The organism is Hydrogenovibrio sp. SC-1, assembly GCF_002848135.1.
Taxonomy (GTDB): domain Bacteria; phylum Pseudomonadota; class Gammaproteobacteria; order Thiomicrospirales; family Thiomicrospiraceae; genus Hydrogenovibrio.
Window position 1 is genome coordinate 1 of sequence record NZ_PKGB01000010.1, and the last position, 12620, is coordinate 12620.

Genomic DNA, 12620 nt, shown 5'->3' on the forward strand with positions numbered 1-12620 from the left:
TTTGCATTTATCACAAGTTGACTCTACAAGTGCTTATCTCAAAAGATTGATTCGTGCGGGTACTTTGACGAGTAATACTCTATGTATAACAGATCATCAAACCCATGGCTATGGTCAAAGAGAACGTTCCTGGCAACATGATCATGGCAATTTGGCAATATCTTATGCCGTTGTTTTAAATTCACCAGTCTCTGGCATGATGAGTGCACAGGTCGCATTACTATTACAAAAATCTCTAACAGCATTTTCTACCGATAAAATACGCTTGAAATGGCCAAATGATTTATTTAATAGATCAGGTAAGGTTGCAGGTATTTTATTAGAAGTGGCTAGAAATTCATCAACCAACCAGACCTTTTTGGTGATCGGCATTGGCATTAACTTGGTTACCGTTCCTAGCCTTGTTGATAAGAATTATCCTGTTGGGCAAGTTGAACAGTTGGATCGTGATTTATTTTTATCAGAATTCAGCCAAGCTTTATACGAACATTTTTCGGATGCTACTGCATTAGGCTCTTTTTCAGGTGAAGAATGGTCACTTTATGATTATTTTTATCCTAATCAACCAGTGATTGTGTATGATACCGATCACAGTATCGAGGCCCGGTATATTGGTGTGAATGACCAAGCAGAATTGGTTCTACAAGCAGGAAATGATTTACTAACTTACCAATCTAGCCGTGTTTCAATCAGAGCGAATTAGGGATAATGAATTAATTATTTATGAACATTTTTATAGAATTAGGTAATACCAGTCTGAAGTTAGCGACCTCACTAAAAGACCGTTATCAATATATCGGTACTCTTAAATACGGTTCTGATGTCGAAGACACGCTAAGTAACATTTTAGAACTCGACTTGGATGTTGTTGATAATGTTTATGTTTGCTCTGTAGCGAAGCCAGAGTTAAATGCTAGAGTAACTCAGTATATTCAGACAAGCTTTCAAGTTTATCCCACTTTTTTAACAACTCAACCAGAGAGTTGTGGGATTGTTTGTGGTTATGAACAGTTTGATACCTTAGGTGTTGATCGTTGGATGGCCATTATTGGTAGTTGTGCTCATTCTAATCAGCCGACCATTATCGTAGATGCTGGGACCGCTTTAACGGTTGATATGGTCATTGATAAAAAGCATTATGGTGGTTTTATCGTTCCAGGCTTAGGCTTGATGAAGGGATCTTTATTCAAAAATACAGCAATCCCTGAAATGAAGAATGAAAACCTCGAATCGGTAGCCCAAATGGGCTTATTAGCAAAGGACACTGAAAGTGCTATTTCAGGAGGGACTTTGTTTATGGTGAGTGCTTTTTTAAATAGTTTAATTGAAAACCTTGAATCAGAAACTGGACGTCGATTTAAGTGCATTGGTACAGGAGGCGATTTTGAGACTATATTGCCAATGTTAGACAAGCCATTTGAAGTAATAAATGACCTGACTTTGCTTGGTATGGTAGAAATGATAGAAAGTTGTTAAAAAAATATTGACATCATCTCTTAACGCCTTATAATACGCCGCATTCAGCCGAAATAGCACAACTGGTAGTGCAACTGATTTGTAATCAGTAGGTTGGGGGTTCAAGTCCCTCTTTCGGCACCATATTTAGAGCCCGCGTTCCTTGGAACAGTGGGCTTTTTTGTATTTACGAATAGAATTGTCATCCAAAACCCTCTACTGTTATAATACAGTCAAATTTTAATAAACCTGGAAAATACATGGAAAAGCAGTCTAGCTATACTAAAGAAGAATTACTCTCTTGTGGTCGAGGCGAACTTTTTGGACCTGGCAATGCCCAACTTCCGTTGCCGCCAATGTTAATGTTTGATCGTATCACGCACATATCAGAAGAAGGCGGCGCTTACGGTAAAGGCGAAATTCGAGCGGAACTAGACGTCCATAAAGATCTATGGTTTTTTGATTGTCATTTTAATGAAGATCCGGTTATGCCTGGTTGTTTAGGGTTAGATGCCATGTGGCAATTAATCGGTTTTTTCCTAGGCTGGACAGGCGGTCCTGGCCGTGGTCGTGCCTTAGGATCTAAAGATGTTAAATTTTATGGACAGGTTCTACCGACCGCAAAGAATGTCGAGTATGTCATTGATATGAAGCGCGTTATCAAGCGAAAACTTTATATGGGAATCGGTGATGCTAAGCTTTACGTTGACGGTAGAGAGATTTATTCAGCTGAAGACCTGAAAGTTGGTTTATTCACAAATACGGATAGTTTTTAAATGAAAAGAGTCGTGATTACAGGGGTAGGAATCGTTTCCAGTCTTGGAAATAATAAGGATGAAGTGACGGCTTCGTTACGCACTGGAAAGTCGGGGATTGTTTTTGCACCAGAGTATGCTGAAAATGGCCTTAGATCACAAGTCCATGGTGCAGTCAAAAATCTAGACTTTGCTGAATTAATTAACCGTAAAACATTACGTTTTATGGGTGATGCGGCTGCATATAGTTATATCGCGATGGATCAAGCCGTCAAGGATTCTGGATTAACTGAAGATCAAATCTCTAACCCAAGAACTGGCCTTGTCGCTGGTTCTGGTGGTGGATCAAACAGCAATTCTGTGGGAGCCGTTCTGACCGCGCAGGATCGTGGTGTGAAACGGGTTGGGCCTTATATGGTCACACGTACCATGGGATCAACGGTTTCGGCCTGTTTAGCGACCCCCTTTAAAATTAAAGGACTTAACTACTCTATCAGTTCAGCTTGTTCTACCTCTGCGCATTGTATTGGCACAGCAGTTGAACAAATTCAATTGGGTAAACAAGATGTTGTGTTTGCCGGTGGTGGTGAAGAGCTTCATTGGACCATGTCGGTGTTATTTGATGCGATGGGTGCGCTTTCTACAAAATATAATGATACCCCTGAAAAAGCTTCTCGTGCTTATGATGCAAATCGTGATGGATTTGTTATTGCTGGCGGTGGCGGGATGGTCGTCGTTGAAGAGCTAGAACATGCTTTGGCACGAGGTGCTAAAATTTATGCTGAAATTACGGGATATGGCGCTAACTCAGATGGCTATGATATGGTCGCTCCTTCAGGTGAAGGAGCTGTTCGTTGTATGAATATGGCGTTATCGACCGTTGAAGGGAAAGTCGATTATATTAACCCGCACGGCACTTCTACTCCAGTAGGGGATGTAAAAGAAGCCGCAGCCATCCGTGAAGTATTTGGTGAAAGCATCCCTAAAATCAGTTCGACAAAGTCTTTATCTGGACATTCACTGGGTGCAGCAGGGGTGCACGAGTTTATTTATAGTTTGATGATGCTCGAAAATGACTTTATTGCACCTTCGGTTAATATCGAAAACCTAGATGAAGAGTGTATCGGGATGCCGATTGTACGCGAGTTACAAGAAAATGCTGGCCTTAATCGGATGATGAGTAACAGCTTTGGATTTGGTGGAACCAATGCCTCCTTGGTGTTCGAGAAGTACCAAGGATAATTAACATCGCTTCAAGAAGAAAATGTTAAAACAAGATAGCCACCTCTGAGTGGCTATTTTTTTATTTAAATTTTATGAACAATCTAGACTTGCTGGACCCTAGCAAAACGGCCAAGGTGCATTGCAATTACCAGGTTGATTAGATTTCGACTTAGTGGGGGTATAGTGGCTGTTGCCACACTGACGAAGTTGTTTTTTATAACGAATTGACCGCTGAGTGACTTTGTAAGCCACTTTCTTTAGCCAGGGTTTATTGTTGTAAGTTTTTCTAGCAAAGCCACCCTGGCCTTCATGGTAGGCAAGATAAAGGTTAAAGGTATCATGGCGTGAGATGCCATTGCGTTTATAAGATTGATAGTTATACCACCCAATAAAGTCGACAGAATCATCAATGTTGCTTCGTCGCGCAGACCAGTTCCCAGTATCTTTTTGATAATCGTACCAAACCGGATCCTGAGCCTGACTATAACCGTAGGACGATGAGCGTCTGGGCAAAGGAATAATGCCTAAAAAATAGTCTCTCTCAGGTTTGGCATCATGGCTAAATCGAGACTCTTGGTGGATAAATGCCATACTAATATAGGCCGGTGTTCCCCATTTTTTTTCTGCATCATAGGCGGCATCCTCCCAATCTGAATCATGTTCAAATAAGTAGCAGATATTATCATGCGTATCTTTGGGAGGCGTGCTGGAGCAGCCACCTAAAAAACCAATAAAAATGAATATCCACTTTGAGTATCTTGGTAAAACCATATTAATTCCGTACATAAATTAAACTAGTATTATTGAATATAGCGAAAATGATGCCTAAAAATCACATTTTTATTTTCGTCTAATACATCGATATGCCAATTACCTTCCCAGGCACTGGTTAATTGTTTCGTTGACCAGGTGCGATACACAGGGCTTTCGATTTTAAGTGCAACGGTCGCCATGGTTTGGTTCTGATAAACCCACCGATGATAAATGGTTGTATTTTGAGCATTTTCAATTTCGGTAAAAAAGGCAAGCTTTCGAATATATTTCGGAACAACCGTTTCAACCGGCTCCACTAATTGACGGTTGCTTACGGATTGACCGAGTTGAGCCTGTCTGATTTTGATCGAACTTGACATAACAGGCGATAACTTGACCTGAGTCTCATTCAGCTGTTTTTGCTTTTGGGAACGTGTAAGTTGTAAATCCTGTCGCTGTTGATCACTTAGCAGCTCCAAGCTTTGCTGTGGTTTGACTGGCTGTTGTTGTCTGACGTCTGGTTGTGATTCTGTTGCTGGATTGACCAACGCCTTATCGGTGGCGACCTGAGTCTCATGGCTTTTTAAACTAAGGGATTCGGGGGTAATTCCCGGGGTAGAAGTGACCAGGCCTGGTTCTTTTTCAACCTGTGTCTGGGGTTGATCAATTTTTTGCTGTTGCTGTTGTTGCGCATCTTGTTTTTGAGTGATCATTAAAGAGGCCGTACCAATCCCGGCTAAAATCATCATTAAATACCACGCAAACCGTTGACGCCAAGGAGTGCGTTGTTGATCTTCTTCGCCATTCTTTAATTCTTCTTGGAGTTGTTCCCAGCCCATTTGAAAATAGGTGCGCATTTCACGGTCTTGGCGGATTTGGCTGGGCATATGTGATTGTGGTTTGCCTTCCAGTGCCAGTCGATAGCCTTTTTTAAACGCATAGTGATAGTGTGCATTGTCCGTTTCAGGCAATTTCATAACTTTGGATTATGAGGTTTCAGAGTCATCAAATAAAGCTTCAGTAAACTGTTCCGCATCAAACGGTCTTAAGTCTTCGATGGCTTCGCCAACACCGATAAAACGAACCGGGATGACCAATTTTTCGGCAAGGGCAAATAAAATCCCACCCTTAGCCGTTCCATCCAACTTGGTGAGTGTGAGTCCAGTCACGCCAACCGCTTTGTGAAATTGTTGCGCTTGGTTAATCGCATTTTGTCCGGTACTGGCATCTAATACCAACATCACCTCATGCGGCGCGTCTCCATCCACCTTTTGGATAACCCGTTTTACCTTCTTTAATTCTTCCATTAGGTTATCTTGTGTGTGTAGTCTACCGGCGGTGTCCGCAATCACTACATCGATGTTCTTAGCGGTGGCAGATTGTACCGCATCAAAAATGACAGCCGCTGAATCGGCTCCCGTTTTCTGAGCGATAACGGGAATTTGATTGCGTTCGCCCCAGGTTTGTAATTGCTCAACCGCGGCTGCTCGAAACGTATCTCCAGCCGCCAACATGACTGATTTACCTTCATTTTGCAACTGTTTGGCAAGCTTACCTATGGTGGTGGTTTTGCCCACGCCATTGACGCCCACCATTAAAATCACATAAGGATTTGACTGAGCGGGGATATCTAACGAAACCGATACAGGGGTTAACAGTTGGTTAAGTTGTTGTTTGAGCGCGTTCATCAACGCCTCTGGGTGCTTTAACTCTTTTCTGGAAACCTGCTCGGTCAATTGCTGAATGATTTTATCGGTTGCATCAATACCAATGTCAGCACTGAGTAATAACATTTCCAACTCTTCCAGCAGGTCATCATCAATTTCCTTACGACCTAACACCAAGCGGCTCAAACCATCCGTTAGCCCAGAACGGGTCTTGGTTAAACTGTTTTTGAGCTTGGAAAACCAACCAGGCCTGGAGGGTTTGGCCTGACTATCGGTAGACGAGTCAACCGCTTGAGGTGACGCAGCTTCAGTTGAAGAGGCCTCCAAAGAATCGATTTCTGAGCTTTTGTCTGCAGCTTCTGAAGGCTGATTTTTTGAACGTTTTAAAAAACTAAGCATAAAGATTGGTTGATATCCCTGTAGCATTCTTTCAAGTTTCGTTCATACTTGAACACTTGATTTGCGTTATATTATGGAGCCTGAACACGTTATTAGCCAACCATTATAAATCAAAACTAACAGATTTGAGAGGATTCCCACCGGATGAGGAATAGAAAGATGATAAAACAATTCAACCAAATCATACTGTTTGCCACGATGACGCTTGGAGCCTTGCCGGCCCAGGCGACGCTGTCGAAATTTGAGTTAGCCAATGGCATGCAAGTTTTGGTTAAAGAAGATCACCGTGCGCCAGTTGCAGTGCAACAAGTTTGGTATCGCGTTGGTTCAACCTATGAGCATGGCGGCATTACCGGTTTGTCTCACATGTTAGAACACATGATGTTTAAAGGCACAAAAAGCTATGCAGCGGGAGAGTTCTCAAAACAGGTCTCCAAGCTGGGGGGGCAAGAAAATGCGTTTACCTCTTACGATTATACGGCCTATTATCAAGTGGTTGGGCGTCAGCACCTAGAAAAGGTCATGGAGCTGGAAGCCGATAGAATGCGTCATCTGGTGTTAAAAGAAGCCGATTTTCAAACGGAACGGGATGTGATTGCCGAAGAACGTCGAATGCGTACCGAAGATAATCCGCGTTCGAAATTGTATGAATTGTTTCGAGCCACAGCCTTTATCAACAGTCCATCCCACCATCCGGTAATTGGGTGGATGTCGGATATTCAAAACTATGAATTGCAGGACTTACAGGCTTGGTATCGACAATGGTATGCGCCCAATAATGCCACCTTAGTGGTGGTGGGGGACGTTGATCCGCAACAGGTGTTTCAATGGGCCAAACGCTATTATGGTAAGCACTCACCAGAAATGATTGCGCCGCCTAAGCCACAAGCAGAAGTGCCACAAAGTGGTCAGCGTCGAGTCGAACTCAAGGCGGCGGTGCAATCCCCCAGCTTGATGATGGGGTTTCATGCGCCATCCTTGGTGACGGCGGCCGACCCGCAAGAGGTCTATGCATTATCCGTGTTGGCCAGTGTTCTTGCCGGAGATGACAGTGCTCGATTCAATAAACATCTGATTCGAGAGCAAAAAGTGTTGGCAGGGGCATCAGCACGCTATGATGAAACCAGTCGAGCCACCAGCTTATTTACCATCAGTGCTACGCCAGCTCAAGGCAAAACCTTAGCGCAAGCGGAAGCGGCTTTGTGGCATGAAATCGAAGCTTTGCAAGCCCAGCAAATTGAAAAGTCCGATTTGCAGAAAATTTTGGCGCAGGCGGAAGCGCAATATGTCTTTCATCAAGACTCAATCGAAGCCCAAGCGATGATACTCGGTTCTTTAACCAGTATTGGGTTGCCCATCGAAACCTATGACCAGTGGATTGAACGGTTAAGGCGTGTTACTCCAGAACAGGTTCAGGCAGTGGCACAAAAGTACTTCACAAAAGATAAGGTGACAGTGGCGAGCCTAAAACCCAATGGTGAGATAGCCCAACCGAAACCCCACAAATCATTTCATGGAGGTCAAAGATGAAGCAGTCAATCTATCGGTCATTATGGTTGAGCATTTTAATGGGGTTGTTCAGTCTTCAGGCGCAGGCGACTGTCGATATTCAAACTTGGCAAACGGCAAACGGAGCCAAAGTACTGTATGTGCATGCGCCAGAATTGCCGATGGTCGATATTGAATTGCGGTTTGATGCTGGCTCAGCACGTGATGGCAATCAACATGGACTTGCCTCGATGACTGCCAATATGATTGGTACTCAAACGCCAAATTGGGCGGAAAATGCACTGGCCGAAAAATTCAGTGCGTTGGGGGTTCAGTTTGGACAATCGGTTGGAAAGGATTCGGCCAGCTTGTCGTTTAGAAGCCTAACGCGTTCCGATATTTTAAATCCCGGGTTTGATTTATTTGTTGAGGTAGCGACGCAAGCGCAGTTTAATCCAATGATTGTTGAGCGTGAAAAGGCACGTTTAACAGTGGCATTAAAACAAAAGCAATCTCGACCTAGAGCCTTAATTCAGGATGCACTTTGGGCAGAGATCTACGGCGACCATCCTTATAGCCACCCTGTTTCAGGTCAGGTTGAAACGGTGGATAAGATCACTGCAAAGCAACTGAAAGACTTTTACCACCAATATTATGTGGCTGAGAATGCACAAGTTACCTTGGTTGGCGCGGTCAGTCGAGAAGAAGCTCAACAAATGGCTGAACAATTAACCCGCCCGCTGGCAAGCGGCAAGGCTCCCGAACCGTTACCACAACCCAGTGGTTTGACAGTAGCCACCCAAAAACATATCCCGTTTAAGGCAACGCAAACACAATATCGCCTAGCCCAATTAGGTGTTAAAAGAGGGGATCCAGATTACTATGCGCTATTTTTGGGTAATCATTTGCTGGGCGGCAGTGGTTTTGGCTCTTTATTGATGGAAGAGGTTCGTGAAAAGCGAGGTTTGGTATATGGTGTTTCCAGTGGATTTTATCCGATGAAGGTTCCAGGCCCATTTTTGATCGGGTTATCGACTAAAAATGCCTCACTTGCTAAAGCGGATCAAGTGGTTAAAGCCACCTTGGGTGACTTTATCAAAGGCTTCTCAGACGAGAAATTGGCTGCCATTAAAAGCAATTTAGTCGGAGGGTTTCCATTACGGATTGATAGTAATGCGAAAATTCTAGGCTATGTGTCGATGATTGGCTTCTATGATTTACCTTTGGACTATTTAGAACAATTTCCAGCTAAAATGGCGTCTTTAGATAAAGGCACGGTGTTAGCTGCTTGGCAAAAAAGAATCCATCCTGACGCCATGCTAACGTTAACACTCGGCATGTCACAAGCGCTTGACGCTAGCGGTGATACAAACTAATGCTTTGATCTGTCTAAACTCTTTCCCTAAATGAAAATGGATGGTTTAAAATAAAGGCCTTTTTTGGGGATAGAGGCTCTATGCTAAAACGTTACTTGCACGTCTGTGTGCTCGCGTCGTTATGGTTGACGATGGCTAGCGTTTCGATGGGCGCTTATGCTGCCCATCCAGCCCCGTCAGTTCAGTCCCTCGAAAAGGTTACCCTCAAACTCAAGTGGTTTCACCAGTTTCAGTTTGCAGGCTACTATGCGGCCAAAAAACAAGGCTATTTTCTGGAAGAAGGTTTGGATGTTGATATCCGAGAACGCGACTTTCATGAAAATACCATTCAAGAAGTGATCAGCGGACAGGTTGACTATAGTATTGCCGATTCGGTTTTATTGTTATACCAAGCGAAAGGGCATCCGGTTGTTATTGTCGCGCCGATTTTTCAGCATTCCCCTCAAGTGTTATACACCTTAGCCAGCTCTGGCATTAGTAGTCCTTATGCTTTAAAAAACAAGAAAATGGGCTTTTATAAAAAAGATACCGATGGTTTTTCAGTCTTGGCCATGTTAGAGCAGGCTGGCATTAATCCGACGGTTCAACGTACCTTGAAAACGGATAAACGTATGTTGATTCGAGGCGAGGTGGATGCGATTGCGGGTTATTCAACTAATGAAGCCTATTTTTTCCGTCAGCAAGGCATCGATATTAATATTATCAATCCGATGCACTATGGTATTGATACCTATGGCGATATGTTATTTACTAGCCAATCTGAGCAGGAAAATCACCCTGAAAGAGTGGCAAAAATGCGCCGAGCAACTATTCGAGGCTGGCAGTATGCCATGGAGCATAAGGCTGAAATAGCACGTCATATTATCGAATACTATTCGGCAACGAAAAGTTTTGAGCATCTCATGTTTGAAGCCAATGCGATTGAAGAAGTAATGTCGTTGAAGACCACACCCATTGGTACTTTGGATGAAGGGCGACTCCAATTTATTTCTGACTTATTTCGAACCCAAGGACTCATCGAAAACCCGATTGATTTATCAAAGGGTATTTATCGTCCAATTCGGAGTGCAATCGCATTTACCCCACAAGAAAAAGCCTGGTTGAAAGCACATCCAGTTATTCGAGTTGGGGTTGATCGAGCCTATGCCCCTTTAGAGTTTGTCGATGAGCAAGGCCAATATCAAGGTATGGCAAATGATTTGTTTAAATTTATTGAGCAACAAACTGGGAGTGAGTTCCAACCTGCACTTAATCTTAACTGGTCGGAGACTATGGAAGCCATTCAAGCAAAACAGTTGGATGTCTTATCCGCAGTCATTTCTTCTGAGGCTAGACAGGGCTACTTAGAATTTACTTTGCCTTACTTTAAAGCACCGATGGTGATTGCCGCGCGGGAAGGCTCACCTTATATTGCCGATATGTCACAAATTGATGGCAAACGCATTGCTGTGGTCAAAGATTATGCGGCGCATGATAAAATGCGAAACCTCTTCCCAAATCAACCTCTGTTATTGGTTTCTTCTGTCCACACTGGGCTAGATGCAGTTGCTTCTGGGGAGGCCTATGGCTATGTTGATAATGTTGCGGTGATTGGTCACAGTATCAAGTCATTGGGCTTGACTAATTTGCAAATAGTGAGCGAACTACCTTTTAGCGCCGATATTGCCATTGCTATCCGTAAGGATTGGCCGATTTTACATTCCATTTTACAAAAAACCTTGCAGCAGATGCCCGCAAGGCAAAAAGCAGAAATGACTAATCAATGGTTACAGGTGACATATCAAAAGCGCTATAACTGGGAACAGCTCTTTGCCATTTTTACGCCGATTTTACTGATTTTGGTCGTGGTGATATTTTATAACCGTAAGCTGAGGCAATCGCAGCAAGATTTGCAAAAAGCCAATATGGCGCTGTCCCGCTTATCGGTAACTGATTATTTGACCGGGGTCTATAATCGCCAATACTTGGACCAACGCTTGGAAGAGGAATTATCTCGTATCCAACGTCACCCGGCACCTTTAAGTTTGGTGATGATGGATTTGGATCACTTTAAGCACGTTAATGACGACTATGGTCATTTAATCGGCGACAAAATTTTAATCCAAGCGACCCAAGTGATTCAGAATCGCGTGCGTAAGACCGATGTATTTGGCCGCTGGGGCGGCGAGGAATTTATTTTAATATGCCCTGATACCAACCTATTACAGGCGCAGCAATTATCGGAAAAGATTCGGAAGGCAATCGAAGCAGAAACCTATCCTGAGCAAATTCAACAGACCATTAGTTTAGGGGTCGCTGAATATCAATCTAAGGAATTAATGAGCCAATTGGTGAATCGGGCAGATGAAAATATGTATCATGCCAAGCAACAAGGTCGAAATCAAGTTTATGCTGGAGTCGTGACGGATGGCGGTTAGGCGTAACCCTTCGCAAGGCCAAATTCGTATCATTGGCGGCGACTTTCGTGGTCGGAAATTACCGGTGCGCTCAGCAGAAGGGCTGAGACCTACCAGTGACCGCATGCGGGAGACCCTATTTAATTGGTTGCAGTTTGACATTGCCGGCATGACCTGTTTGGATGTGTTTGCGGGTACGGGTGCTTTGGGGTTGGAAGCGTTGTCGCGAGGTGCATCACGGGTTGATTTTTTAGAGCTGGATGCGGACAATGTCAAACAGCTTCAGCAAAATATCCAAACCTTAAATATCAACCATGCTACGCTCACTCAAACCGATAGCTTGCAGTGGCTACAACAAGCCTGCACACAGCCTTATGATTTGATTTTTTTAGACCCACCTTTTGGGAAAGGTTTGATGCAACCGGTTTTAGATACCATTTTCCAGCAAAAATGGATTCAAAATAACCAGGCCTGGCTTTATTTAGAGCAAGAAAAATCGCTGAATTGGCCGTTATTGCCAAGCAATTGGCAGCTTTATCGAGAGAAAACGACGTCACAAGTTAAAATGTCGCTTTGGCATTCATCCGGCAACCCTGTTTAAGCGAAGAGAGAGTTTATGCACATTACCGCTGTTTATCCTGGAACCTTTGATCCGATTACCTGTGGTCATTACGACCTCATTGAACGGGCGGCTCGTTTCTATGATCGCCTCATTATTGCGGTCGCCGATAATCGCAATAAAACCTCTTTGTTCAGTTTGCAACAGCGGGTCGAACTTGCGCAACAAGTTACCCAACATTTACCGCATGTTGACGTCATCAGTTTTAGTGGGTTGTTGGTGGATTTTGTCCGTGAAGTGGAAGGCCAAGTGCTCTTAAGAGGATTGCGCGCGGTGTCTGACTTTGAATATGAATTTCAGCTCGCGTCCATGAATCGTAAATTGGCGCCGGATGTTGAAACCATGTTTATGACACCCGCTGAACAATACGCATTTATTTCATCCAGTCTGGTTCGGGAAATTTCGGCGCTAGGTGGCGACGTTTCAGAGTTTGTCCACCCTGTCGTAGCGCAAGCCTTGTCTCAAAAACAGGCATTAAATCAGTAACT

General features: G+C 43.7%; 12 protein-coding genes and 1 tRNA gene. 10 read left to right on the forward strand and 3 right to left on the reverse strand.

The genetic code is table 11. From position 1 onward, the window contains the following. The 5 genes from CYQ88_RS06795 to fabB form a co-directional block, all read left to right on the forward strand. The coding region (locus CYQ88_RS06795) for a biotin--[acetyl-CoA-carboxylase] ligase (RefSeq protein WP_158236022.1) at positions 1 to 703 on the forward strand (703 nt) is incomplete at its 5' end. 20 nt (positions 704 to 723) lie between these two features. Then, a complete protein-coding gene (locus CYQ88_RS06800) occupies positions 724 to 1476 on the forward strand; it encodes a type III pantothenate kinase (protein ID WP_101840607.1) in 753 nt (250 codons plus the stop codon). Positions 1477 to 1523: 47 nt separating this feature from the next. After that, positions 1524 to 1599: transfer RNA gene (locus CYQ88_RS06805), tRNA-Thr, on the forward strand. Between the two features lie 116 nt (positions 1600 to 1715). Continuing rightward, positions 1716 to 2231: a bifunctional 3-hydroxydecanoyl-ACP dehydratase/trans-2-decenoyl-ACP isomerase gene (gene fabA, locus CYQ88_RS06810; RefSeq protein ID WP_101840608.1), complete on the forward strand. Its 516-nt coding sequence runs from the start codon at positions 1716 to 1718 to the stop codon at positions 2229 to 2231. Continuing rightward, positions 2232 to 3452 (forward strand): beta-ketoacyl-ACP synthase I, encoded by a 1221-nt coding sequence (fabB, locus tag CYQ88_RS06815; protein ID WP_101840609.1) that lies wholly within the window; start codon positions 2232 to 2234, stop codon positions 3450 to 3452. 99 nt (positions 3453 to 3551) lie between these two features. On the opposite strand, the gene CYQ88_RS06820 is transcribed toward fabB, so the two are convergent. The 3 genes from CYQ88_RS06820 to ftsY are packed head-to-tail and all read right to left on the reverse strand — an operon-like array spanning position 3552 to position 6253. Beyond that, positions 3552 to 4205 carry a hypothetical protein gene (locus tag CYQ88_RS06820; RefSeq protein ID WP_101840610.1) on the reverse strand — a complete coding sequence of 218 codons (654 nt, stop codon included), beginning with the start codon at positions 4203 to 4205 and terminating at the stop codon, positions 3552 to 3554. 29 nt (positions 4206 to 4234) lie between these two features. Continuing rightward, positions 4235 to 5164 (reverse strand): DUF2914 domain-containing protein, encoded by a 930-nt coding sequence (locus CYQ88_RS06825; RefSeq protein WP_101840611.1) that lies wholly within the window; start codon positions 5162 to 5164, stop codon positions 4235 to 4237. Between the two features lie 9 nt (positions 5165 to 5173). After that, a complete protein-coding gene (ftsY, locus tag CYQ88_RS06830) occupies positions 5174 to 6253 on the reverse strand; it encodes a signal recognition particle-docking protein FtsY (RefSeq protein WP_101840612.1) in 1080 nt (359 codons plus the stop codon). 159 nt (positions 6254 to 6412) lie between these two features. Here ftsY and CYQ88_RS06835 point away from each other — a divergent pair, with 159 nt between their 5' ends. The 5 genes from CYQ88_RS06835 (at position 6413) to coaD (ending at position 12618) form a co-directional block, all read left to right on the forward strand. Then, the gene (locus CYQ88_RS06835; RefSeq protein WP_101840613.1) at positions 6413 to 7783 is read left to right on the forward strand and encodes a pitrilysin family protein; all 1371 of its coding nucleotides are present in this window, start codon (positions 6413 to 6415) and stop codon (positions 7781 to 7783) included. After that, positions 7780 to 9117 carry a pitrilysin family protein gene (locus CYQ88_RS06840; protein ID WP_101840614.1) on the forward strand — a complete coding sequence of 446 codons (1338 nt, stop codon included), beginning with the start codon at positions 7780 to 7782 and terminating at the stop codon, positions 9115 to 9117. The genes CYQ88_RS06835 and CYQ88_RS06840 overlap by 4 nt, the downstream gene beginning before the upstream one ends. 80 nt (positions 9118 to 9197) lie before the next feature. Beyond that, positions 9198 to 11534 carry a diguanylate cyclase gene (locus CYQ88_RS06845; protein WP_101840615.1) on the forward strand — a complete coding sequence of 779 codons (2337 nt, stop codon included), beginning with the start codon at positions 9198 to 9200 and terminating at the stop codon, positions 11532 to 11534. Beyond that, positions 11524 to 12114, forward strand: coding sequence for a 16S rRNA (guanine(966)-N(2))-methyltransferase RsmD (gene rsmD, locus CYQ88_RS06850; protein ID WP_101840616.1), 591 nt, complete (start codon positions 11524 to 11526; stop codon positions 12112 to 12114). The genes CYQ88_RS06845 and rsmD overlap by 11 nt, the downstream gene beginning before the upstream one ends. A gap of 15 nt (positions 12115 to 12129) precedes the next feature. Next, positions 12130 to 12618 (forward strand): pantetheine-phosphate adenylyltransferase, encoded by a 489-nt coding sequence (coaD, locus tag CYQ88_RS06855; RefSeq protein ID WP_101840617.1) that lies wholly within the window; start codon positions 12130 to 12132, stop codon positions 12616 to 12618. Positions 12619 to 12620: the final 2 nt, after the last annotated feature.